Below are 24026 nucleotides of genomic sequence, written 5' to 3'. Positions count from 1 at the left end.
AGCGATTTCAGCCGAATAATGCCGGAGGCGACGGACGGATGGATGGATGCGTGTCAGCAGGGAGCGACCAGGCGCGCGGCGTTCGCCGAGGCGTCGTCCGCGGCGGTGTTGGCCTTCAATTCGGCCTCGACGCGATCCCGGTAACGGGCCAGCTCGGCCGCCTTCGTAGCATCGTCCCAGCCCAGCGGCCCGGCGACCAGGTCCGCCGCCACCGCGGCCGCGGCAAGGCCGCGGTCGGGCACCTCGATGGAGATGCGGGTGCGGCGGGTCAGGATGTCGTCCAGGTGCAGCGCGCCCTCGTGCGTGGCGGCGTATACCGCCTCCACGCCCAGGTACTCGGTGCCCGGCAGCGGCATGCCGAGCTCGGGGTCGGCGTCGATGAGCGTGAACAGTTCGGTGGCCAGGGAGCCGTAGCGGGACACCAGATGGGTGGCCGCGGCGACCGACAAGCCCGCCCGCTGCGCGACGCTGTCGATATCGGCGAGCAGCTCGTGGTATCCGGCCGCGCCCAGGATCGGCAGCTTCTCGGTGACCGACGGCGCCACCCCGCGCCCGAACCCGGCGACGGCGGCATCGACGACGTCGGCGGCCATCACGCGGTACGTGGTGTACTTGCCGCCCGCGATCACGAACAGCCCCGGAACCGGTTCGGCCACAGCGTGTTCACGCGAGAGCTTGGAGGTATCGGACGACGCGCCCGACAGCAGCGGCCGCAGCCCCGCGTAGGTTCCGACGATATCCTGCGCCGAAAGCGGCTCACGCAGCAGCGAATTCACGTGATCGAGGATGTACTGCACGTCCGCGGCGCTGGCGACCGGATGATTCTTGTCCAGCGACCAGTCGGTGTCGGTGGTGCCGACGATCCAGTGTTCCTGCCACGGAATCACGAACAGCACGCTCTTCTCGGTCTTCATGATCAGCCCGGTGCCCAGGTCCAGCCGATCCCGCGGCACCAGGATGTGCACGCCCTTGGACATGCGCACGTGGAACGGGAAATCCACGCCCGTCATGGCGTTCATCTCATCGGTCCACACGCCGGTCGCGCTGATCACCCGCCGCGCCCGGACCTCGTACTCGCGCCCGGTCTCCCGATCGGTGACCCGCGCTCCCACCACCCGTTCGCCGTCCCGCAGCAGGCCCGTCACCTTGGACCTGGTCAGCACCGTGGCGCCGTGCCGGGCGGCGGTGCGCGCCAGCGTCATGGTGTGGCGGGCGTCGTCGACCTGGGCATCGAAGTAGCGGATCGCGCCCACCATCGCGTCGCTGCGCAGCGCGGGCGCCAATTCCAGTGCGCGCGAACGACTCAGGTGCCGATGCATGGGCAGCGCCCGCGCCCCGCCCAGGGTGTCGTAGAGCGCGACGCCCGCGCCGATGTACGGCCGTTCCCAATGATGTTGCAGCGGAAACAGAAACGACACGGGATGCACCAGATGCGGCGCGAGCCGGTTCAACAGCAGACCGCGCTCCTTGAGCGCCTCCCGCACGAGCGCGAAGTCCAGCTGCTCGAGATAGCGCAGACCGCCGTGAATGAGTTTGCTGGAGCGGCTGGAGGTTCCGGCGGCGAAGTCCCGGGCCTCCACCAGCAGCGTGGTCAGGCCTCGGGAGGCGGCGTCGAGGGCGGCTCCGGCGCCGACCACGCCGCCACCGATGACGAGCACGTCGAACTCCTGCCCGCCGAGCGAGGCGAGGGCGTCGGCGCGGTAGGCGGGGTTCAGATTTGCGGGCACAGCGGTATATCTCCTTGTTCGAGTGTTTCGTTCCTTGGCGTCACCGGTGCCCGATCGAGGCCGCGGCGCGCCCGCCAGGTGCGCGCCACGGCCCCGGGCAATCAGTCGTCGACGTCGATCCAGTCCAGGGTGCGTTCCACCGCCTTCTTCCAGCGGGCGTACCCGCGCTCGCGCTGCTGTTCATCCAACGCGGGCTCCCAGCGCTTACCCTCCTGCCAGTTCTGCTCGAGCTCCTCGGTGCTCTTCCAGAACCCGACCGCCAGGCCCGCGGCGTAGGCCGCGCCCAGCGCCGTGGTCTCCGCGACGACCGGCCGCGAGACCGGCACCCCGAGGAAATCGGCCTGGATCTGCATGCACAGCTCGTTGGCGGTGACGCCGCCGTCCACCCGCAGCACATCGAGCTCGACGCCCGAGTCGGCCTGCATGGCCGCCACCACGTCGCGGGTCTGGTAGCAGATGGATTCGAGCGTGGCCCGCGCCAGATGCGCATTGGTGCTGAAGCGCGACAGCCCGACGATCGCCCCGCGCGCATCCGAGCGCCAGTAGGGCGCGAACAGCCCGGAGAAGGCGGGCACGAAGTACACCCCACCGTTGTCCTCCACCTGCGCGGCCAGCGATTCGCTCTGTGCCGCACCGGAAATGATGCCGAGCTGATCGCGCAGCCACTGCACCGCCGAGCCGGTCACCGCGATGGAACCCTCCAGCGCGTACACCGGTTTCGCATCGCCGAACTGGTAGGCCACCGTGGTGAGCAGCCCGTGCTGGGAGCGCACCACCTCCTCGCCGGTGTTCAGCAGCAGGAAATTGCCTGTGCCGTAGGTGTTCTTGGCCTCGCCGGGCCGGAAGCACACCTGCCCCACCGTCGCGGCCTGCTGATCGCCGAGCACACCAGCCAGCGGCACCTCGCCGTGGAAGGGGCCGTCCGCGCGGGTCTTGCCGAACAGTTCGGGATTCGAGGACGGGACGATCTCGGGCAGCATCGCGAGCGGAATTCCGAAGATGGACAACAGTTCCGGATCCCACTGCAGGGTTTCCAGATCCATCAGCATGGTCCGGCTGGCATTGGTGGGGTCGGTCAGATGCTTGCCGCCGTCGATACCGCCGGTGAGGTTCCAGATCAGCCACGTGTCCGTGGTGCCGAACAGTGCCTCGCCGCGCTCGGCATCCTCGGCGACGCCCGGGACGTTGTCCAGGATCCAGCGCAGCTTGCCGCCGGAGAAGTAGGTCGCCGGCGGCAGCCCGGCCTTGCGGCGGATGGTGTCACCGTGCCCGTTGCGCTCGAGGTCGGCGGCGATGCGGTCCGTGCGGGTGTCCTGCCACACGATCGCGTTGCAGTACGGCCGGCCGGTGCGCCGGTTCCACACCACGGTGGTCTCGCGCTGATTGGTGACCCCGACCGCGGCCAGGTCCGCGGCCGTCAGATTCGCCTTGGTGAGCGTGGACTCGATGACCGCGCGGGTACGCTCCCAGATCTCGGTGGGGTTGTGCTCGACCCAGCCCGCCCGCGGCAGGATCTGCTCGTGCTCGAGCTGATGGCGCGCGATCTCGTTACCGCCGTGGTCGAACACCATGAAGCGGGTGCTCGTGGTGCCCTGATCGATGGCTCCGACGAACTGACTCATCGTTGGGTCCTTTCGGGAAAAAGTCTGGTGGGCAGTGTTACAGCTGGTGGCCCACTCGTTTTATGCAGAAGATTGTGAGGGAGATGCACGATCACAGCACAAGATGCGCGATCAGGCCCGCCAGCGCGCCGCCGACCAGCGGCCCGAGCACGGGAACCCAGGCATAGGACCAGTCGGAGTTCTTGCGCTGCGGCTGCGCGGGCGCGGCCGTGCCGACGGGGCGCTCCTGCACCGCGTGACCATCCGGGCCGACGCTGACCGTCTCGGGAACCCGTTCCGGCGCGACGGTACCGGTGAACTTCATCGGCAGCACCGCGTGCGCGATGCGCGGACCCAGGTCGCGGGCCGGGTTGATGGCGTATCCGGTGGGGCCGCCCAGCGAGGCGCCGATGCCGACCACCAGCAGGGCCACCGCGGCCGGACCCAGGCCGGTGGGCGTGTGCCCGAACGCCAGCACCACGAAGACCAGGACGAAGGTGGCGATCACCTCGGTGACGAAATTCCATCCGTAGGAACGGATCTCGGGACCCGTGGAGAAAACCGCGAGCTTCTTGCCCGCATCGGGTTCCTCGTCGAAGTGCCGTTTGTAGGCCAGGTAGGCGACGCAGGCGCCCAGGAAGGCGCCGATCATCTGCCCGGCCAGATAGGCGATGGTATTGCCGACCGTGATCGCGATGCCGGGCGCGTACACCTTCGCACCGCTGAACGCGATGCCGACGGTCACCGCCGGATTGAGGTGGGCGCCGGTCTTGTAGGCCGCGTAGACCCCGGCGAAGACAGCCAGTCCCCAGCCGAAGTTGATCAGCAGCCAGCCGCCGTCGAATCCCTTTGATTTGGTCAAGAGCACGTTCGCCACGACACCCGCGCCGAGCAGGATCAGAAGTCCTGTCCCGAACATCTCGCTGACGAAGATTGTCCCGAAGTTCACCGTTGAGCCTCCGTGAGAGCCACCGGCCGCCGCTGCGGCCGTATCGACAAACGGTATGAATCTCCCGGCCATCCGGGAATCCCGGGCGTTCGACAATGCCGAACGCCGGGACTGGCCGGGCCTGACCCGCGCCGCTAGTGTCCGACCGGTCGGGAGGTCACTATGTCGCAGGTCACACCCACTTCGGGGCGGTCGGCAGGAGATCGTGTGCCGTTCGACATTGTCGAATGAAATTTTTCCAGATAGGTTCGCTCCATGCCCGGTCCGATCCAGTCGATCGAACGGGCGGCGGCCGTGCTGCGGCTGCTCGCCCACGGCTCCGGCCGCCTCGGCGTCGGAGACATCGCCGCCGCCCTCGATCTCGCCAAACCCACCGCGCACGGCATCCTGCGCACCCTGCAGGGCGTCGGCTTCGTCGAGCAGGACGCCGCCACCGGCAAGTACCGGCTGGGCGCGGCGGTCCGCCGGCTCGGCGCGGACGCGATCGACGCCAACGAGCTGCGGTCCTGGGCGATCAACTGGGCCGATTCGCTGGCCTCGCGCAGCGGCGAGGCCGTCCGGGTGGGCACCACCCTCGAGGGCGAGGTCCTGGTCGTACACCACGTCTTCCGGCCGGACAACTCCGAGCAGGCCCTGCAGGTCGGCGAGCGGCTGCCGCAGCACGCCACCGCGCTGGGCAAGGTCCTGCTCGCGTCCGAGCCCGACCTGGCCGCCACGGTCCGCCACAGCAGCCTGCCCTCCCTCACCCATCGCACGGTGATCGACCGCGCCGCGCTCACCAGGACGCTGACCGAGGTGCGGCGCAACGGCTGGGCCGGTGAGGTCGAGGAATTCCGCACCGGCGAGGCCGGCATCGCCGCGCCCATCCGCGCCCGCGGCGGCCTGGTCATCGGCGCCATCGGCATCGCCGGGCCCGTGGACCGGCTCTGCGGCGCCGGGCTGCGGCACCGACCGAGCCTGGTCACCCTGGTGCGCGACACCGCTACCGCCATCTCACGGGATCTCGCAGCGGGACATTGAGAGTTTCACCGATGAGAAGGCAATGCGGATGACGCAACGATATGTGCTGGCCATCGACCAGGGCACGACCTCCACCCGCTGCATCCTGTTCGATCAGCGAGCGCAGCTGGCCGGTGTGGCCCAGCGCGAGCACCAGCAGTTCTACCCGCGGCCCGGCTGGGTCGAGCAGGACGCGACGGAGATCTGGCGCAACGTCGACCGGATTGTGCCCCAGGCCCTGCGCAACGCCGGAGTCGGCGTGGATCAGATTGTGGCACTGGGCATTACGAATCAGCGCGAGACCACCGTGATATGGGATCGCCACACCGGGATCCCGGTCGGCCACGCCATCGTGTGGCAGGACGTGCGCACCGAGGACCTGGTCGCCGAATTCGAGAAGCACCCGGATGCGCCGCGCGTGCGGCAGCTGTCCGGGCTGCCCATCGCCACCTACTTCGTCGCGCCACGGCTACGCTGGATGCTGGACACCACTCCCGGGCTGCGCGAGCGCGCCGAACGCGGCGAGGTGCTGTTCGGCACCATGGAGACCTGGCTGATCTGGAATCTGACCGGCGGCATCGACGGCGGCGAGCACGTCACCGACGTCACCAACGCCAGCCGCACCCTGCTGATGAATCTCGCGACCCTGGACTGGGACACCGAACTGCTCGAGTTCTTCGGCATTCCCGCCGGCATGCTGCCCCGGATCCAGGCCTCGACCGCCCCGCACGGCATCACCAGCCGGGTCGCGCCCGGCATTCGCATCGCCGCCGCGCTGGGCGACCAGCACGCCGCGCTGTTCGGCCAAACCTGTTTCGCCCGTGGGGAAACCAAGTGCACCTACGGCACCGGCGCCTTCCTGATGATGAACACCGGCGGCGAGCTCGTGCAGTCCACGCACGGCCTGCTCACGACCATCGGCTACCAGATCGACCGCGATCCGGTGTACGCACTCGAGGGGCCGATCGTGGTCACCGGCTCACTGGTGCAATGGATCCGCGACAACATCGGGCTGGTGGCCAGTGCGCCCGAGATCGAAACCCTCGCGCGCACAGTGGAAGACAACGGTGGCTGCCGCATCGTGCCCGCGTTCTCCGGACTGTACGCACCGCATTGGCGCAGCGATGCACGAGGTTTGGTGGTCGGGCTGACCTCCTACATCACCAAGGGCCATCTCGCGCGCGCGGTCCTCGAGGCGACGGCCTGGCAGACCCGCGACGTGGTCGAGGCGATGAACGCCGATTCCGGGCTGGCCGCCGCGACCCTGCGGGTGGACGGCGGGATGACCTCGAACAATCTGCTGATGCAGATGGTCGCGGACGCGCTGGGCATTGCGGTGATGCGCCCGTACGTCCCCGAAACCGTCTCCCTCGGGGCCGCCTACGCGGCCGGACTCGCCGTCGGCTATTGGCCGGATCTCCAAGGCCTGCGCAACAATTGGCGTCCGGCCGGGCGCTGGGCCCCGCGCATGGCTGCCGCGCGCCGCGAGGAGGAATACAACGACTGGAAGCGCGCGGTACAGCTCAGCTTCGGCTGGGCCCGCAGCCGCGGCAATGCGCCCGCGGATCGGTGAGCTACTCGTTGACCAGGCGCAGCCCGGGCACATGGGCCTGGCGGCGATCCACCAGCCACACCATGACGCTCTGATCCATTGCCGGGTTGAATGTTTCGATCTCTACCTCGACCGCGCCGCGCACGGGATGTTCCAGATGCAGTGTGGCCGAACGGAAGTCCATCATGCGGTGCTCGCGCCAGCGCCGCGCGAACTCCGGAAACCGTTGCAGTGCTTGGATCGTCGCGCCGAGCTGCGCATCGTCGGACCAGTGCGTACGGGCCGTGCGCAACGCCGAGGTCACCAGATCCGCCGCGGCGGGCCAGTCGATCCACAACTTCGCCGCCGCGGGATGCCCGAACAGGTAGTGCGCGAAATTGCCGTGCGCCTGCTCGTCGAACACCCCGATCGGCTCGGCGAAATCGCGCCAGGCCGCGTTCCAGGCCAGCACATTCAGGCGCCGCCCGTACACGAAGGCCGGGGTGGGGTGCATGGCGTCCAGCACCGCCTGGACCGTCTCGGAAACGCGCTCGAAGGCCTGGCCGTCGGACGGGCAGGTGGATGCCTGGTGGTCCAGGCCGAGCGCGAGCTTGCTGAAATGATGGCGCTCGACCTCGTTCAGCCGCAGCGCGTCGGCCAGCGCGGCCAGCACCGCGGTCGAGGGATTGGTGTCCCGGCCCTGCTCGAGGCGGGCCAGATAGTCCACGCTCACCCCGGCCAGGGCCGCGACCTCCTCGCGCCGCAGCCCCGGTGTGCGGCGGCGTCGCCCGGAGGGCAGCCCGACCGCCTCCGGCTGCAGCTGCCCCCGCCGCGCAATGAGAAACTCGGCGAATTCAGATCTGTCCACCACACCATCCTGTCGGATCCCGGACCCGTTATCCGCGCCCTGCCAATACCAGGATAACGACGGTGTGGCTAAACGGACCGCGGTCCGGAAGTCTTGTTGACATGACGACTTCCGAGCAGACCCTCACCACCGGCGCCTGGGCGCTGGACACCAACCACTCCGCGGTCAACTTCACCGTGCGCCACCTGGGCATCTCCAAGGTCCGCGGCCGCTTCAACAAGTTCGAGACCAGCTTCGTCGTCGACGCCGCCGGCGCCGCGACCATCGAGGCCACCATCTACCTGGACTCGTTCGACACCGGCAACGAGGGGCGCGACGGCCACGTCCGCAGCGCGGACCTGCTCGATGTCGAGAAGCGCCCGACCCTGCACTTCAAGGCGATCGAGCCGGTGCAGGTCGCCGACGAGTTCGAGGTCGTCGGCGAGGTCACCATCGGCGGCGTGACCAAGCCGGTCACCCTCGATGTCGAGTGGGGCGGCGTGCAGGAGGCCCAGGACGGCAAGCGGCACGCGGGCTTCTCCGCGAGCGGCATCATCAAGCGCACGGAGCTGGACGTCGCCCCCGGCGTGCCCAACGCCGTGGTCAGCGACAAGATCGCCGTCGAGCTGGACATTCAGCTCATCGAGCCGTAAGTCCCGGGGGCCCTCAGGGGAGAAACCCGAGACGGCGCGCCCGCACCACGGCCTCGTGCCGGGTGCGGGCGCCGAGCTTTGTCATGGCGCTGCGCAGGTAGCTCTTCACCGTCTCGGGCCGCAGCGACAGGCGCTCGGCCGTCTCACCGTTCGTGCAGCCCAGGGCGATCTGGGCGAGCACATCGAGCTCCCGTGGCGCCAGCGACGGCGCGTCGTCGAGCAGATGCGGTCCGGACATCAATTGCGCCACGCGATCGGACAGCTCGCGCAGCCTCGAGCGGGCGTGGGCGTCGTCGAGGGTCTGCGCGATTCCGCGGATCTCAGCATGGATCCCGCGAAGCTGTTCGGCGACAACGGCATCCGCGGGGGTTCCCTCTGGTACGGGCGCGGCGGCCTCGCGCAGCCGGAGCCGCCGGTCGACCTCGTCACGAATCGCCAGTTCGACCGCCAGCCGCCGCCCGGCCTGTCTGGCCAGGTCCGCGGCGCGGTCGCCGATCGGACCCGGATCCCGGGTGGCGATGTACAGCACCGCGCGCGATTCCCCGCCGACGACCACCGGCATTCCCACCACCGCGCGCAATCCCTCGGTCAGCACCGGCGCGTCGTAGTGGTGGGTGATCGTGGACGCCACCCGATAGTCCGAGACGGACGTAAGCCGCCCACTGACGACCGCGGCGCCGCCGACCCCGGAATCCGGCCGCACCAGCAGTCCGCGCATGGCGCTGGTCCGGGTGCCCAGGAATTCGCTGAGCAGCAGCGTCCCGGCGCGCACCTCGCCACCGAATACCACCGGCAGCCCGGACGCGGCGGCGACCTGTCGCAGCTCGGCCCGCAGCGCATCGGAATCACGGGGTCGAAGCAACTCCATCCCGATCGCCTTTCCTTCGATCGCCCCGGGGAGGACCACCCCTTTTCGGGGGTAGCGGGGCGGGGAATGTGACCTGGATCCTAACGAGGTGAGCGCAGCGAAGCGGAGAGAACCATCAACACAGCGCACCTTGCGCACGACGGAGCCGAGCCCTAGCGAGGTGGAGTCGTGAGCAATACCGCGGGCCGAGTCGGGTCGGCCAGTTATACACACGGGACCTGGGATGCGCCGCTGCTGGGCGACACCATCGGCACCAACCTGGACCGCACGGTCTCCGAGTACGGGGACCGGGACGCCCTGATCGACCGCCGCGCCGGGGTGCGATGGACGTATGCCGAATTCGCCGCCGAGGTGGACGCGACGGCGCTGGGGCTGCTGGCGGCCGGGATCGGCAAGGGCGATCGGGTCGGCATCTGGGCCCCCAATCGGGCGGAATGGACGCTGACCCAGTACGCGACCGCCAGGATCGGCGCCATCCTGGTCAATATCAACCCCTCCTACCGCGCCCACGAACTGCGATATGTCCTGCAGCAGGCGGGGATTCGGCTGCTGGTCGCGGCCCGGGAGTTCAAGGGCGCGGACTATGCGGCGATGATCGAACAGGCGCGCCCGGAGTGCCCGGACTTGGCACGGGTGATCCTGCTCGACGGGCCGGAGTGGACCGCGCTGGTCACCTCCGGCCGCACCGGGGATCCGGCGGAACTCGCCGCGGCGCAGGCGAACCTGTCCCCCGACGACCCGATCAACATCCAATACACCTCGGGCACCACCGGATTCCCGAAGGGCGCCACGCTCTCGCACCACAACATCCTCAACAACGGCTATTTCGTGGGCGAGCTGTGCGGCTACACCGCCGCCGACCGGATCTGCATCCCGGTGCCGTTCTACCACTGCTTCGGCATGGTGATGGGCAATCTCGCCGCGACCAGTCACGGCGCGGCGATGGTGATTCCGGCCGAGGGTTTCGATCCGCGCGCCACACTGGAAACCGTTGCCGCCGAGGGGTGTACGTCGCTGTACGGGGTGCCGACGATGTTCATCGCCGAACTCGCCGAGCCGGACTTCGAAACCTACGATCTGTCCACCCTGCGCACCGGAATCATGGCCGGATCCCCGTGCCCGGTGGAGGTGATGAAGCAGGTCATCGAGCGGATGGGCATGTCCGAGGTGTCCATCTGCTACGGCATGACCGAAACTTCGCCGGTGTCGACACAGACCCGCCGCAACGATTCGGTGGGCCAGCGCACCGCCACCGTGGGCCGGGTGGGCCCGCATCTCGAGATCAAGATCGTGGACCCGGACACCGGGCTGACGGTGCCGCGCGGCGAGCCGGGTGAATTCTGCACACGCGGCTACTCGGTCATGCTCGGCTATTGGAACGACCCCGAGAAGACCGCCGAGGCAATCGATTCCGCGCGCTGGATGCATACCGGGGATCTGGCCACCATGGACGAGGACGGCTACGTCGCGATCACCGGTCGCATCAAGGACATGGTGATCCGCGGCGGGGAGAACATCTACCCGCGCGAGATCGAGGAATTCCTCTACACCCACTCGGACATCCTGGACGCCCAGGTGGTCGGCGTGCCCGACGCCCGCTACGGCGAGGAACTGGTGGCCTGGCTGCGAATGCGCGAGGGCGCCGCACCGCTGGACGCGCAGGCGCTGCGCGCATTCTGCGACGGCCGCCTGGCCCGCTACAAGATTCCCCGTTATGTGCACGTCGTGCAGGAGTTTCCGATGACGGTGACCGGAAAGATCCGGAAGGTCGAGATGCGCGAGGTCTCCGCACGACTGTTCGGCCCCGAGGACGCAGGAGAGACGAAATGACCGGCAACACAGCGCTCTACCGCGCCGGCCGCGACCAACTGATAGCTGCGGCAACGGATTACGAGGCGGCCCGCGGCACCTTCGAATGGCCCCGGCCGACCGGGACGTTCAACTGGGCCATCGACTGGTTCGACGTGATCGCCCGCGGCAACGACCGCACCGCGCTGTGGATCGTGGAGGAGGACGGCCGCGAGCAGCAGGTGAGCTTCGACGAGATGGCCGCCCGCTCGGACCGGGTGGCCACCTGGTTCGCCGCGCACGGCATGGGACGCGGCGACCGGGTCCTGCTGATGCTCGGCAATCAGGTCGAGCTGTGGGAGGCGATGCTGGCCGTCGCCAAGCTGGGCGCGGTCATCATGCCGACCACCGCGGCCCTGGGGCCCGCGGACCTGTCCGACCGGATCGAGCGCGGCGCGGTCGCTTTCGCGATCGCCAACTCGGCCGACACCGCGAAGTTCGCCGAGGTACCCGGCGAATACACGCGAATCGTAGTGGGCGACGACGTATCCGGCTGGCTGCCCTATTCCGGCGCCGCGGCGGTCGAGTCGCAGGGCCCGTTCGAGGCCGTGACCGACGTTTCCGACGAGCTGCTGGTGTATTTCACCTCGGGCACCACGAGCAAGCCGAAGATGGTGCGGCACAACCAGACCAGCTATCCGGTCGGCCATCTGAGCACGATGTACTGGATCGGCGTGCGGCCCGGGGACGTGCACCTGGCGATCAGCGCACCGGGCTGGGCCAAGCACGCGTGGAGTTGCTTCTTCGCGCCGTGGATCGCCGAGGCGACGATCTTCGTCTACAACTACGCCCGCTTCGACGCGGCGGCGCTGCTGAATCAGTTGCGCCGGGCGGAGGTCAACACCTTCTGCGCGCCACCCACGGTGTGGCGCATGCTGATTCAGGCCGATCTCGGCGAACGCCCGGCGGGGCTGCGCGAAATCCTCGGCGCCGGTGAGCCGCTCAATCCGGACGTGATCGCGCAGGTGGAGAAGGCCTGGGGCCTGACCATCCGCGACGGCTTCGGCCAGACCGAGACCACGCTGCAGGTCGGCAACACCCCGGGCCAGCCGGTCAAGCCGGGGTCGATGGGCCGCCCGGCGCCGGGCGTGCCGGTGGTGCTGGTGGATCCGATCACCGGCGAGCTCGCCGACGAGGGCGAGATCTGCCTCGATCTGAGCGCCCATCCGGTCAATCTGATGACCGGATACCTGAACGATCCCGAGCGCAACGCCGCCGCGATAGCGGGCGGCTATTACCACACCGGAGACGTCGCCACGCGAGACGCCGACGGGTACGTCACCTACATCGGCCGCACCGACGACGTCTTCAAGTCCTCGGACTACAAGGTCTCGCCCTTCGAGCTCGAGAGCATCCTGATCGAGCATCCGGCGGTGGTGGAGGCCGCGGTGGTGCCGCAACCCGACGACACCCGCCTGACCGTCCCGAAGGCGTACATAACCCTGGCCGCCGGATGGGAACCCGACCGCGACACCGCGCGGTCCATCCTCGAATACGCCCGCGACCATCTCGCGCCCTACCTGCGAGTGCGCCGGATCGAGTTCTCCGAGCTGCCCAAGACCATCTCGGGCAAGATCCGGCGCGTGGAGCTGCGTCGCCGCGAACTGGCGGCACATTCCGCGGGCACCCCGATCGAAACCGAGTACCGCTACGAAGAACTCCTGAAAGGCCGGTCGACCGAATCCTGATCCGATCATGATCGGACTCGGATACGCTTCCACATCGGCAGGTCCGCACGGGTGTATCCGAGTTCGCGGCGGGTACCGATGCGTGCGACTGAAGTTGGCGCGTTTGCCCGAACGTGGCGTGTTCCGGGCTAGCAAGGCAACTGTTCAGCACACAAAACTGGAGCACATGTCCGGCCGATTCGGGATCGACAGTCTGTAAACCTGCGACTGATTGGAGATTGCCTTGCCCCAGCACGTCAGCTCACACCACACCAGCGAGAGCGCGACGGCCTACGTCATCGCCGCGCTCGAGGCCAAGGGCACCGCAACCCGCGAGGACTTCGACGTGCCCGGCATCGTCGCCGCCTCCCATGCGATCGCGGAAAGCTGGGACCTCGGCTCGCTGGAACGCACGACATTCTGGAGCATCGCGGCCAGCTATATCCGGGCGTAGCGAAGCGATTCCATGCGAGATGAAGAGGCGGGCCTAGAAGTTGCTCGCCTCGGCCTCGACGACCGACCTCGCCTGCGCGGCGACGGTCCAGCGCTACGCCGCTCGGCGCATCGAGGCCGCGTCCGCATATCCGAGCAGCTGGGCCTGCCGGGACCCGCTCAGCGGACCCGCCGCCGTGGCGCGGCGCAGCCTGGCCCGATCCAGCTCCTACCGCCAGGTGGTACCCGCCTCGGTGAGACGCCGCTGCAGCGTGCGTGGGCTGGTCGCCAGGCGCCGGGTCACCCGCTCCAGCGACACCCCACCCATGTTCAGGGCCTCGTCCAGCGCCGCGGCGACACGTTCGGCCCAGGCGCGCGAGAGCACCGACGGGGGCGGCAGCGGGGCATCCCACCAGCGAAACACGGTCGCCGTTATCTTTTTGAGACACGGCGCGATTGCCGAAGATTCGCTGCATTACACTCCCGGAGGGAAAGAAATAGCACAGTTCAGATTGGGGTTCGCCGCACCATGCTCAAGGGTTTCAAAGACTTCCTGATGCGCGGAAACGTGATCGACCTGTCCGTCGCGGTCGTGATGGGCACCGCGTTCACGGCCATTGTGAGCTCGGTCACCAAGGGAGTCGTGGAACCGCTACTGGCGGTGCTGGGCGGCAACAGCCAGCTCGGCCTCGGCTTTCAGCTGATCTCCGGAAAGCCGTCCACCTTCGTCGCGATCGGCCCGATCATCAGCGCCGCCATCGACTTCGTGATGGTCGCCGCCGTGCTGTACTTCGTACTCATCCTGCCGATGAACACACTGAAGAAGCGCTTCGGCAAGCCCGGGGAGAAGAAGGCCACGCAGGAGGAGCTGCTGGCCGAGATCCGCGACCTGCTCGCAGAACGTGCCGACCGCGACACGGTCTACTACTACGACGACGAGGATCTCGGCGCCGACACCTACCCCACCGGCCGCCATCACGCCGCACCGGGCCCGCGCGCGACACACTGAGCCAAACTTGCCATTGACAAGTTGCCGGGATCGGCCCTAATCTTTCCACTGTAAAGATTAGGGCCGATCCGCAGGAGCTTCCGATGGCACCACTACTCGTTCTCGTCGTCGTCGCCGGACTCACCCGCCTCGCCGGGTGGGGACATCTGGGCCACTGGCCGGACTCCTGGCCGCACGCCGTGCGCCTCGGCCTGGCGGCCATGCTCGTGCTCACGGCCAGCGCCCACTTCCTGCGGCCGCGACGCGACGCGCTCATCGCGATGGTGCCGCCGCGACTCCCGTCCGCGGCGATGCTGGTGACCCTCACCGGGGTACTCGAATTGGCGGGCGCCGCAGGCCTTCTGATACCGCCCGTCGCGCCCGCGGCGGCAATCTGCCTGGCGCTGTTGATGATCGCGCTGTTTCCGGCCAATATCCGTGCCGCCCGCGGGGATCTGGGCATCAAGTCCATGCCGCTGCCGCTGCGCGGCGCGGTACAGGTGCTGTTCCTCGGCGCCTGTATGCTCGCCGCGCTGTAAGGCGCCGCGCACCGGCGCGCCTTTAGAAGCAGTCCACCACCAGCGCGGTGGCGTTGTCGGTGCTACCGGCCGCGCGGGCGCCCTCCACCAGGGCATCCGCGGCGACTCCCGGCGTCGCGGGGCGCGCCAGGATGTCCTTGATCGCCAGCATGTCCAGCCGCTTGTGCACGCCGTCGGTGCTCAGCAGCAGCCTGCCGTCGCTGACCCCGGTCTCGGCCTGCCCGATGTCCGCCGCGGCGGCGGTGCGGGCGGAGGTCGTCACCAGGTGGCTCGTCCGCGGCGGCGCGGGGCGGCCCAGCGCCCGAAAGTATTCGGCCACGGTGTGATCGTTGGTGATCTGGTGCAGCACCCGCCCGTTCCACCGGTAGGCGCGGCAGTCGCCGACCCAGGCGACGTCCCACGGCCCGCCCAGCACGGACCGCACCGCGACGACCAGGACGCTGTCGGCCTCCCGCTCGGGCAGCTGCCGCAGCAATTCCACCTGCGCGGCAAGGATTCCGGCCTTGGCCCCGGCGCGGGCACCGGCCTGGGCGGCCGTCGCGGCGACCAGGCGCGCGGCCCGGGCCGCGGGCAGATGATCGCCGACGCCGTCCGCGACCACGAATGCGAGGTGCCCGGTGTCCTGATCGGTCCAGCTAGCCGCGGCGTCGGCATTGAGCGAGCGCGGTCCGCGCCTGCTCACCGAGGCGCCCGAGATGCCCGGCACGCGGATCAACTCGCGACGAGAAAACGCGGCGGTAACTGCACTGTCCACGGCCGGCCTCCTTGGACTCAGCTGTGCCCGACGCTGCTGATCAGCAGCACTTTCAGTAAACCCTCTGTACGTATGGGCAACACCAGAGACGTCTGATGGATTCCTGAGAACTGCCGAACGCGCCCGAACGGACGGGGATTATCGTCTGATTTTATGGCCGGATACTCGGGCACGCCGCTGCCCCGGAAACTTGGTATCGAGCCGGGACATCGGGTGCTGGTGGGTGACGCGCCCGCCGGATTCACGGTCTCGCCGCTCCCGGAGGACGTCGAGGTGCATCGCCGGGCCGGCCGCGGCGTCTACGACGTGATTGTCGGCTTCTGCCCCGACCGTGCCGCTCTCGCACGGCATTTCGCGCACTGGCGCACCCGGCTGACCCCGTCCGGGGGACTCTGGATCGCCTGGCCCAAGGCGTCCGGCGCCCTCACCACCGATCTCCACGAGGCCGAGGTCCGCGCGTACGGGCTGTCCGCCGGACTGGTGGACAACAAGATCTGCGCGGTCGACCAGGACTGGTCGGCGCTGCGCTTCGTCGTGCGCCTGGCCGACCGCACCGGCGGGTAGTCACGCGGGCAGCACCAGGAGGCGCTGCGCGTCGTCGAACAGATAGCGCTCGGCCACGCGGGCGGCGGCGAGGGCGGCCAACGCCGTCGCGGCCAGCAGCATGTACATGACCACGATCTGGTAGCGGATGGCGGTCAAGGGCTCGACCCCGGCCAGGATCAGGCCGGTCATCGCGCCGGGCAGACTGATCAGTCCGACGACCTTGGTCGCATCGATCGCCGGTACGAGCGCCGTGCGCAGCGCCGAACGCCGGTACGGCAGGAATGCCTGGTGCGCGGGCAGTCCGAGGCACAGGCGGGCCTCGATGGCCGGACGGGCCTCGCGCGCGTCCTCCCGCAGGCGGCGCAGCGCGACGCCGGTGGCCTGCATCGAGCCCGACACGATCATGCCGCCGACCGGGACCACCACCCGGGCCTGGGTGGAGATGACGTGCAGCAGTATCAGCGCGCCGAGGGTGATGGTCGAACCGAAGGCGACCCCGATGGTGGCCGAGCGGATCGCGTGCGGCAACCCGGCGCCGCGCCGCCCGGCGACCTGTCCGGCGATGATGATCATCAGCACCACCCAGACCAGCGCGCCCGGTAATCCGGTGCGCCGGAACACAACCAGCAGGATCGCGCCGACGGCGATCAGCTGCACCCCGGCCCGCACCGCGGCGATGAGCAACTCCCGCGTCAGGTGTAGGTGCTGCCGATAGGCGATGAGGGCCGCTAGGGCCACCAGGAGGACCGAGGCGCCGACGCCCGTCCAGTCCGGAACCGAAAGAGCTTGTACCATCACGCTTCCCGATCCTCGAGTGCCTGCGTCGGCGCCACCTCGGCCTGGGTTTCCCGGGTCCGGAACCCGTCGGCGTCAGCGCCCTCGGCCTCGACGGCCGACGCGCGATCTTCGTGGACCTGAGCTACCCCCGCCTGCTCGGTGTCGGCCCCGATTCTCGCGGCCCGGTCCGCTTCGCCCCGAGCGGAGTCGGAGTCCGCCCCGCCGAGGTGGCCACCATCGGACTCGCCGAGGCGGGACAGGCGCCCGCCCTCCATGAGCAGGATGTCGTCGGCGACCGTGCCGACGAAACCGCTGTCATGACTGACCAGGACGACCGCGCCGCCGCCCGCGGTGTGCTCGGCGATGAGTTTCGCGACCGCGGCGGCGGCCACCTCGTCCAGCGCCGAGGTCGGCTCGTCCAGCACGAGCACGTCGGGCCGCACGGCCAGCCCGCGCGCCAGGCACACCCGCTGCGCCTCGCCGCCGGACAGCTCGGCGCACTGACGGTGCAGGAAGGTCTCGGGCAGCCCGGCCCGCACCAGCAGCGCGGCGGCCTCGGTGGCGGTCAGCTCGGGGCGGGCCACCCGCACCTCGTCGACGACGATGTCCGCGAGCAGTGTCGCCTGCTGCGGTATCAGCCCCACTCGCCGTCGCAGCTCCAGCACGTCGAGCTCGGTGATCGGCACACCGTCCAGCAGGATCCGCCCGGCACTCGGTTCGGCGAGCCGATTGAGCAGCCGCAGCAGCGTGGTCTTGCCGACGCCGCTCGGCCCCACGATCGCGGTGCACCGCCCGCCCGGCAGGGTCACGGTGATATCGGCGAATACGGGTGTTTCCCCGTAACTCATCCCGAGTTGCTCCAGAACGATTCCGTCCACGTCACCAACCCTGCCCCACTCGAGCCGCGCGCGCATCGCCACCCCGGGCGAACGTCGCAAACCGGCCACTCGGGCCCTTACCTCTTCCGACGCGTGTGAACCCTCTCCGAAGGCCGGAGAGGGTTCACACGCGGTACCTGTATGTTGTTTACCCGCGGTCAGTCCTCGCTGAAGGTGGAGGTCCGCTGCCGGCTGGCGCGGGCGCGGCGACGCTCGGCGCGCAGCTCGGCAAGCTCCTGCTCGAGGGTCTCGGCGATGCGGAACTGGCCGGTGTCGTACCCGTTCGCGGAATCGTCCTGCGCGGCATCGGCATCCGGGCCGCTGGCCGCGGGCGCCCCGTTGCTCGCGGGCCTGCCGTTGGTGGCGGATCCGTTGGTGTTGCCGTTGCGCTTGGCCCCGTTACCGTTGCTGCCGTTGGCCTCCCGGCCGTTGACATCCTTGCTGGTCAGCCAGCCGTCGGAGGAGGTGCGGAATTCCGGTTTGGGAGTGTGGGTCTCCGCGGTGACTGTCGTGTCGTCCGGAAGCGTCGAACGGTACGCGTCGATGTCGTCCGCGTCCACCGTGGCCGGCTTGTCCTGCTCCGCAACGGGATCCATGCGCTTGGCGCTCTCGGCCGCCGGGGGCTCGTGGCCACTGGGCAGCGCCGTGAGGGCGCCGCTGGGGCGCGTCACGTCGGGCGAGACGTTCTGGCGGAAGAAGCTCACGAACGTCGGCATCGTGCGCCGGATCTGCTCGGAGGGGTCGGGGAGGTCGCGCACCTGCTCGGTGGCGTGCGCGATGGCCAGCCCGTACCGGGAGCTGGCCGCGTGATGGATGAGCAGCGCGACACCGATCATCACCGGGGCGACCGCGTGCACGCCCACGTCGTACCAGTCGCCGCGGCGGATGTACGGGTAGGTGTTGAGGCCGACAGTCAGTGACAGCAGGGCCAATTCGGCGATCGCGACCTGCCTGCGGCTGTCCAGGATGCCCCACTCGGCGACCTTGTTGGTGCCGATCATGATGATGACCAGACAGACGCTGATCATGGCCTCGAGCAGGTAGCTGAACCAGTACAGCGGATCACTGGGGCCGCCGGGCGCGATGTTGTGCTGCACGTTGACCGCGGACCAGAGCATGCCGGACGCGACGACACCGGCCAGCGCGCGCAGCGACCACGCCCGATGCCGGTACAGCGAGGCAAGTTTGGCGTGCGGGCTCGATTCGCGCCGCTGCGCGGCCAGGGCGCGGCGGGCGAGCAACAGATCACGCATGTCGGCTTTCGCGATCTTCTGAGAGGTGGTCCGGGCTTCGTCGGAGGCTTGGGCGGCGGCCTGGACATGCTTCCAGCGCTGATCCCGCTCGGCCTCTCGAATCTTCTCGGCGAGATCGCGTTCGGCACGCAGCTCGTCTTCGGACAGGGCCTCGGTCAGTGCAGGGTCGAACTGATAGGCCAGGCGGCCACGGGCATGCTCGACGCGTCTGGCCAGATGCGTGACATCGTCCTCACCGGAGCGCTCGATGGTCATCGCGCCTCCAGGAGGGTGAGATTCTGCGACAGCCAAGGGGTCACGGTTGGTAGTGGCACATAGCATTAATAGTCGATCGACCGCCATCGGCGAAACCGCACGTTTGCCAACAACGGTCAAAATACGGCGTGGCGCGCGCGACACGCCGAGAGGAGTTAGCCGCGGCCGTCCATGGGACTGAACCCGAGCCACAGTACCGGACGGTACCCACTGGGCGGCTCGCCCGTTTTCGTACCAAGCTTAACCACCCCGCCGAATCCGGCGTGTTACCAAGCCCATTCGCGACATTCGTGATCGATTGCGGCCCAACTGGTTGCCGCTACCGACAGGTACGTTGGGTGGGGTGAGGCCGATCGCCGCACAGCCGAGCGCGACCGACCCACGGCCGCTGGACATTACGAGGACACGATGGTCAACACCGAGAGCCCCCAGAGAATCGATGAGCTCGGCGACGATTTCTTCGCCGATCCCCATGTCTACTATGCCCGCTGGCGCGAGACCGGGCCGGTGGTGCGGGTTCGGATGCCCCGCAACGGCGTTCCCGCCTGGGTCGTCATCGGCTACGAGGAGGCGCGCGCCGCCCTGGCCGATCACCGGCTGCTCAAGGGCGTGGCCGGGATGCGGGAAGTGTTCGAGCGCAAGAACACCCAGCAGTTCTTCGCGAACCCGGGCAGTTTCGACCTCTCGGTGCACATGCTCAACAGCGATCCGCCGGATCACACCCGCCTGCGCAAGCTGGTCAACAAGGCCTTCACCGCCCGCGCGGTGAACGCGCTGCGCCCCCGCATCCAGGAGATCACCGATGCGCTGCTGGACGCGATGGAGGGCAGCGACGAGGTCGATCTGCTCCAAGCCTTCGCCGTCCCCCTGCCGGTCACGGTGATCTGCGAACTGCTGGGGGTGCCGTTCGAGGACCGCGAGCGCTTCCAGCGCTGGACCAAGCTGCTGCTGGGCGGGGCCGAGGCCACCGAGGAGGAGGTCGGCACCGCGGCCGCGGACATGTCGCTCTACCTGCGCGATCTGGTGGAGGGCAAGCGGGCCGAGCCGGGCGAGGATCTGCTGTCCGGACTGGTCCTGGCCAGCGACGAGGACGACCGCCTGTCGGAGCAGGAGCTGGTCTCGATGGCCTTCCTGCTGCTGGTGGCGGGGCACGAGACGACGGTGAACCTGATCGCCAACGGCACTCGTGCCCTGCTGTTCAATCCGGCACAGCTGCGCGCGCTGCGGGAGGACCCGTCGAGCACCCCGGCCGCGGTGGAGGAGTTCCTGCGGCACGACGGGCCGGTGGGCTGGTCCACCTTCCGATACACCGGGGAGCCGGTGCGGATCGCCGGGATCGATATCCCCGAGGGCGAATTCGTGCTCGTCGCGCTGGGCGCGGCCAATCGCGATCCGGCCCGCTTCGCCGATCCGGAGAATCTGGATCTGGCCGGCGAGACCGCCGGGCACCTGGCCTTCGGCCACGGCATCCACTATTGCGTCGGCGCGCCGCTGGCCAGGCTGGAGGCCGATATCGCCTTCCGGGGGCTGGTGCAACGCTTCCCGGACATGTCGATGACGCCGGAGGCGGCCACGGTCGCCTGGCAGCCCAGCACGCTGATCCATGGCATGACCGAGTTCCCCGTGCGGCTGCGATAGGTGCCGGTGCAAATAACAACGTCGCGCCACAGGTTCGCAAGCAGACCGCTGCTACCTGCCGTAACACCAAGCAGACTGTAACACGTTTCATTCACTGGTGTAGCGAAGCGATATTTACTTAATCCGCGTGCGACGGTTAACCTCGAGCGGACGAGAGCAGAAGGGAACCGTCTCATGCAGATCAACAACGCCGTCGCCGTGGTGACCGGCGGCGCCTCCGGATTGGGCCTGGCGACCGTGCGGGAGCTGCACGGCCAGGGCGCCAAGGTCGTCATCGTGGACCTGCCCTCCTCCAACGGCGAGGCCATCGCCAAGGAGCTGGGCGAGGGCGTGGTCTTCGCGCCGACCGACGTGACCAGCGAGGAGCAGGTGGCCGCGGCCCTGGATGCCGCGCAGGCACTGGGCACGCTGCGGATCGCGGTGAACTGCGCGGGCATCGGCAATGCGATCAAGACGGTCAGCAAGAAGGGCGCGTTCCCGCTCGACGCGTTCACCAAGGTCGTCACGGTCAACCTGATCGGCACGTTCAATGTCATCCGCCTTGCCGCCGAGCGCATCTCGGCCACCGAGCTGGACGGCGAGGAGCGCGGCGTGATCATCAACACCGCCTCGGTCGCGGCCTACGACGGCCAGATCGGCCAGGCCGCCTACTCCGCCTCCAAGGGCGGCATCGTGGGCATGACCCTGCCGATCGCCCGCGATCTGGCGAACGTCAACATCCGGGTCGTCACCATCGCCCCGGGCCTGTTCCACACCCCGCTGTTCGCGACGCTGCCCGACGAGGCCATCGCCGCGCTGGGCGCGCAGGTGCCGCACCCGGCCCGCCTGGGCGACCCGACCGAGTACGCGGCGCTGGCCCGGCACATCGTCGAGAACCCGATGCTCAACGGCGAGACCATCCGTCTCGACGGCGCCATCCGGATGGCGCCGCGCTGAGGTAGGCAGCGTCGCACTGCGCGCCACAGCGGCGCGAACTATCGTGTGTTCGTGAGGATTCGACGGTGGCGGCGGGTCTACCTCGCCGCCGAGTACGCGGCCCTGTTCTTCGGCGCCACCACCGTGTACAACGCCAAGCTGCGCGGCACCCCGCCGATTCCCGCGCTGCTGGCGCTGGCCCTCGGCGCGAGCGCGTACCTGCGCCGCTCCCCCGGCTTCGATCGCGACGCGCTGTGGCGCTCCCGGGCGTTGCGCACGCAGATCCGCCCGATGGGCGCGCTGGCCGCGACGAGCGCCCTGGGGCTCACCGCGGCCGTGGCCGCGCTGCGGCGGGACAGGCTGTTCGAACTCCCCCGCCGCAATCCCTGGCTGTGGCTCGCGGTGATGGTGTTGTACCCGGTGCTGAGCGTATATCCGCAGGAGCTGGTGTACCGCTCGTTCCTGTTCCACCGCTACGCACCGGTTTTCGGCGATGGCCTCGGGCTGGTGGCCGCGAGCGCGGCCGCATTCGGCTACGTGCACATCGTCTTCGGCAGCTGGGTCTCGGTCGTGCTGAGCGGGGCCGGCGGCTGGATCTTCGCGCTGCGCTACCTGCGGACCAATTCGCTGTTCACCGCGTCGGTCGAGCATTCGGTGTACGGAATACTCGTCTTCACAGTCGGTTTGGGGCAGTACTTCTACCACGGCGCCGCCGCCGATCGCGAACTCGCCTCCCGGGCCTGAGCGAGCGGCAGCGGCGCGGTCTCAGGCGACGACCTCCACCGCGGGCGCCTCGCCGAGCCCGGCGAGCTCCTCCGGCCGCAGGATGGCGGCCAGGCGCTCGGGCGGCAGCAGGCCCTTCTCGAGCACCAGCTCGGCCACGCCGCGGCCCGAAGCCAGTGCCTCCTTGGCGATTTCGGTGGCGGCGGTATAGCCGATGTACGGGTTCAGGGCGGTGACCAGGCCGATGGAGTTCTGCACCATCGCGTGGGTGACCTCCGCGTTGGCGGTGATGCCGGTGACGCAGCGCTCGGCGAGGGTACGGCAGGCCGCGCCCAGGTGGGTGATGCTCTTGGACAGCGAATGCAGGATGATCGGCTCGAAGGCGTTGAGCTGCAACTGCCCCGCCTCGGCGGCCATGGTGATGGTCATGTCGTTGCCGATGACCTCGAAGGCCACCTGATTGACCACCTCCGGGATCACCGGATTGACCTTGCCCGGCATGATCGACGAGCCGGCCTGCATCGCGGGCAGATTGATCTCGTTCAGGCCCGCACGCGGACCCGAGGACAGCAGCCGCAGATCGTTGCACGTCTTGGACAGCTTGACCGCGATCCGCTTGAGCACGCCCGACAGCTGCACGAACGCACCGCAATCCTGCGTCGCCTCAACCAGATTCGAGGCGGTCACCAGCGGCATGCCGGTGATCTCCGCCAGCTGCCCGCGCACGGCCTCGCAGTACCCCTCCGGGGCGTTGAGCCGGGTGCCGATCGCGGTGGCACCGAGATTGATCTCGTGCATCAGCTGGACGGCCTCGGCCAGGCGGCTCTGATCCTCCTCGAGCATCACCGCATAGGCGGAGAACTCCTGCCCCAGGGTCATCGGCACCGCGTCCTGCAACTGGGTGCGGCCCATCTTGAGGATGTCGTGGAATTCCACGGACTTGGCCGCAAAGGCCTTGCGCAGCACCGTCATCGCGTCCAGCAGCTCGCGTACGGCCAGGATCGTGGCCACGCGCACGGCGGTCGGATAGGCGTCGTTGGTGGACTGGCTGAGGTTGACGTCCTCGTTCGGATGCAGGTGCCCGTACTCGCCCTTCGCGTGGCCCAGGATCTCGAGCGCCCGGTTCGCGATCACCTCGTTGGCGTTCATGTTGGTCGAGGTACCGGCGCCGCCCTGGATGACGTCGACGATGAACTGATCGTGCAGACGGCCCTCCTCGCGAATCTCCCTGCAGGCGCGCGTAATCGCCGCGGCCTTGTCCGAGGGGAGCAGCCCGAGCTTCTCGTTGGCGCGCGCGGCCGCCTCCTTCACCGCGGCCAGCGCGTCGACCATGTGCGCGTAGGTGGACAGCCGGGTGCCGGTGATCGGGAAGTTTTCGCTCGCACGGAGGGTGTGCACACCCCAGTAGGCGTCGGCGGGAACGTCGCGATCCCCGAGCAGATCATGTTCGCGGCGGGTGGGGGCGGTCATCGTGCCAGCAAGTCCTTCGTCAGTAGCGGGCGCACCGAGACCGAAGGGGTATCCTCGGTCCGCGGCGCTCCCATACAAACGCGCCGGTTAGCGCGTGGTAAACCCTACCTCGATCCGACGGTACATACCACCCCTCAATGGCACATAGTTCATGCGCCATTAACTTGT

The 24026-nt window shown here is 68.8% G+C and carries 23 protein-coding genes; 12 read left to right on the top strand and 11 right to left on the bottom strand.

Annotated elements, in window-relative coordinates; all coding sequences use genetic code 11:
- Nucleotides 1-53 precede the first annotated feature (53 nt).
- The 3 genes from ABH933_RS15820 to ABH933_RS15810 all read right to left on the bottom strand — a co-directional run bounded on the left by ABH933_RS15820 (nt 54) and on the right by ABH933_RS15810 (nt 4277).
- On the bottom strand, nt 54-1727 hold the full coding sequence (locus ABH933_RS15820; protein WP_429425279.1) for a glycerol-3-phosphate dehydrogenase/oxidase: 1674 nt from the start codon (nt 1725-1727) through the stop codon (nt 54-56).
- Nucleotides 1728-1828: 101 nt separating this feature from the next.
- Complete coding sequence (gene glpK, locus ABH933_RS15815; RefSeq protein WP_215922707.1) at nt 1829-3349, bottom strand: glycerol kinase GlpK; 1521 nt, start codon at nt 3347-3349, stop codon at nt 1829-1831.
- A 91-nt stretch (nt 3350-3440) separates the two neighbouring features.
- Entirely contained in the window at nt 3441-4277 is an 837-nt protein-coding gene (locus ABH933_RS15810; RefSeq protein WP_429425281.1) for an MIP/aquaporin family protein, read from the bottom strand.
- 255 nt (nt 4278-4532) lie between these two features.
- Here ABH933_RS15810 and ABH933_RS15805 point away from each other — a divergent pair, with 255 nt between their 5' ends.
- Nucleotides 4533-5297 (top strand): IclR family transcriptional regulator, encoded by a 765-nt coding sequence (locus tag ABH933_RS15805; RefSeq protein ID WP_429425284.1) that lies wholly within the window; start codon nt 4533-4535, stop codon nt 5295-5297.
- Between the two features lie 28 nt (nt 5298-5325).
- Nucleotides 5326-6849, top strand: a complete 1524-nt coding sequence (gene glpK, locus ABH933_RS15800) for a glycerol kinase GlpK (RefSeq protein WP_429425286.1) — start codon at nt 5326-5328, stop codon at nt 6847-6849.
- 1 nt (nt 6850) lies between these two features.
- On the opposite strand, the gene ABH933_RS15795 is transcribed toward glpK (ABH933_RS15800), so the two are convergent.
- Complete coding sequence (locus ABH933_RS15795) at nt 6851-7675, bottom strand: helix-turn-helix domain-containing protein (RefSeq protein ID WP_429425288.1); 825 nt, start codon at nt 7673-7675, stop codon at nt 6851-6853.
- A gap of 101 nt (nt 7676-7776) precedes the next feature.
- Here ABH933_RS15795 and ABH933_RS15790 point away from each other — a divergent pair, with 101 nt between their 5' ends.
- Nucleotides 7777-8307 carry a YceI family protein gene (locus ABH933_RS15790; RefSeq protein ID WP_429425290.1) on the top strand — a complete coding sequence of 177 codons (531 nt, stop codon included), beginning with the start codon at nt 7777-7779 and terminating at the stop codon, nt 8305-8307.
- A gap of 13 nt (nt 8308-8320) precedes the next feature.
- Here ABH933_RS15790 and ABH933_RS15785 read toward each other — a convergent pair whose 3' ends face one another.
- The gene (locus ABH933_RS15785) at nt 8321-9175 is read right to left on the bottom strand and encodes a LuxR C-terminal-related transcriptional regulator (RefSeq protein WP_429425292.1); all 855 of its coding nucleotides are present in this window, start codon (nt 9173-9175) and stop codon (nt 8321-8323) included.
- Nucleotides 9176-9343: 168 nt separating this feature from the next.
- On the opposite strand from ABH933_RS15785, the gene ABH933_RS15780 reads away from it, so the two are divergent.
- The 3 genes from ABH933_RS15780 (at nt 9344) to ABH933_RS15770 (ending at nt 13144) form a co-directional block, all read left to right on the top strand.
- Nucleotides 9344-11005 carry an AMP-binding protein gene (locus ABH933_RS15780; RefSeq protein ID WP_429425295.1) on the top strand — a complete coding sequence of 554 codons (1662 nt, stop codon included), beginning with the start codon at nt 9344-9346 and terminating at the stop codon, nt 11003-11005.
- Complete coding sequence (locus ABH933_RS15775; protein ID WP_429425297.1) at nt 11002-12711, top strand: AMP-binding protein; 1710 nt, start codon at nt 11002-11004, stop codon at nt 12709-12711. Before ABH933_RS15780 ends, ABH933_RS15775 begins: the two co-directional genes overlap by 4 nt.
- 223 nt (nt 12712-12934) lie before the next feature.
- Nucleotides 12935-13144 carry a hypothetical protein gene (locus tag ABH933_RS15770; RefSeq protein ID WP_215922698.1) on the top strand — a complete coding sequence of 70 codons (210 nt, stop codon included), beginning with the start codon at nt 12935-12937 and terminating at the stop codon, nt 13142-13144.
- Between the two features lie 207 nt (nt 13145-13351).
- On the opposite strand, the gene ABH933_RS15765 is transcribed toward ABH933_RS15770, so the two are convergent.
- Nucleotides 13352-13546: a hypothetical protein gene (locus ABH933_RS15765; RefSeq protein ID WP_429425299.1), complete on the bottom strand. Its 195-nt coding sequence runs from the start codon at nt 13544-13546 to the stop codon at nt 13352-13354.
- 105 nt (nt 13547-13651) lie between these two features.
- Here ABH933_RS15765 and mscL point away from each other — a divergent pair, with 105 nt between their 5' ends.
- Both mscL and ABH933_RS15755 read left to right on the top strand, forming a co-directional pair.
- Complete coding sequence (gene mscL, locus ABH933_RS15760) at nt 13652-14131, top strand: large conductance mechanosensitive channel protein MscL (RefSeq protein ID WP_429425301.1); 480 nt, start codon at nt 13652-13654, stop codon at nt 14129-14131.
- A gap of 83 nt (nt 14132-14214) precedes the next feature.
- Complete coding sequence (locus ABH933_RS15755; protein ID WP_429425303.1) at nt 14215-14649, top strand: DoxX family protein; 435 nt, start codon at nt 14215-14217, stop codon at nt 14647-14649.
- Between the two features lie 22 nt (nt 14650-14671).
- Here the strand turns inward: ABH933_RS15755 and ABH933_RS15750 are convergent, their stop codons facing one another.
- On the bottom strand, nt 14672-15403 hold the full coding sequence (locus tag ABH933_RS15750) for a PP2C family protein-serine/threonine phosphatase (RefSeq protein ID WP_429425305.1): 732 nt from the start codon (nt 15401-15403) through the stop codon (nt 14672-14674).
- A gap of 153 nt (nt 15404-15556) precedes the next feature.
- Here ABH933_RS15750 and ABH933_RS15745 point away from each other — a divergent pair, with 153 nt between their 5' ends.
- Nucleotides 15557-15967, top strand: coding sequence for a hypothetical protein (locus tag ABH933_RS15745; RefSeq protein WP_429425307.1), 411 nt, complete (start codon nt 15557-15559; stop codon nt 15965-15967).
- Here ABH933_RS15745 and ABH933_RS15740 read toward each other — a convergent pair whose 3' ends face one another.
- From ABH933_RS15740 to ABH933_RS15730, 3 genes are all read right to left on the bottom strand, one after another.
- Nucleotides 15968-16744 carry an ABC transporter permease gene (locus ABH933_RS15740; protein ID WP_429425593.1) on the bottom strand — a complete coding sequence of 259 codons (777 nt, stop codon included), beginning with the start codon at nt 16742-16744 and terminating at the stop codon, nt 15968-15970. It abuts the gene before it with no gap.
- A complete protein-coding gene (locus ABH933_RS15735) occupies nt 16744-17604 on the bottom strand; it encodes an ABC transporter ATP-binding protein (RefSeq protein ID WP_429425310.1) in 861 nt (286 codons plus the stop codon). Before ABH933_RS15735 ends, ABH933_RS15740 begins: the two co-directional genes overlap by 1 nt.
- A 158-nt stretch (nt 17605-17762) precedes the next feature.
- Complete coding sequence (locus tag ABH933_RS15730; protein WP_429425312.1) at nt 17763-19112, bottom strand: hypothetical protein; 1350 nt, start codon at nt 19110-19112, stop codon at nt 17763-17765.
- A gap of 408 nt (nt 19113-19520) precedes the next feature.
- Here ABH933_RS15730 and ABH933_RS15725 point away from each other — a divergent pair, with 408 nt between their 5' ends.
- From ABH933_RS15725 to ABH933_RS15715, 3 genes are all read left to right on the top strand, one after another.
- Nucleotides 19521-20750, top strand: coding sequence for a cytochrome P450 family protein (locus tag ABH933_RS15725; RefSeq protein ID WP_429425314.1), 1230 nt, complete (start codon nt 19521-19523; stop codon nt 20748-20750).
- Between the two features lie 174 nt (nt 20751-20924).
- Nucleotides 20925-21686, top strand: a complete 762-nt coding sequence (locus tag ABH933_RS15720) for a 3-hydroxyacyl-CoA dehydrogenase (protein WP_215922691.1) — start codon at nt 20925-20927, stop codon at nt 21684-21686.
- 51 nt (nt 21687-21737) lie between these two features.
- Nucleotides 21738-22409, top strand: a complete 672-nt coding sequence (locus ABH933_RS15715; protein ID WP_429425317.1) for a CPBP family intramembrane glutamic endopeptidase — start codon at nt 21738-21740, stop codon at nt 22407-22409.
- A gap of 21 nt (nt 22410-22430) precedes the next feature.
- Here ABH933_RS15715 and aspA read toward each other — a convergent pair whose 3' ends face one another.
- Complete coding sequence (gene aspA / locus ABH933_RS15710; protein ID WP_429425319.1) at nt 22431-23858, bottom strand: aspartate ammonia-lyase; 1428 nt, start codon at nt 23856-23858, stop codon at nt 22431-22433.
- Nucleotides 23859-24026 lie beyond the last annotated feature (168 nt).

The organism is Nocardia sp. GP40 (assembly GCF_050434125.1).
GTDB classification, from domain to species: Bacteria; Actinomycetota; Actinomycetes; order Mycobacteriales; family Mycobacteriaceae; genus Nocardia; species Nocardia albiluteola.
This window is presented reverse-complemented; position numbering and strand designations above follow the sequence as displayed.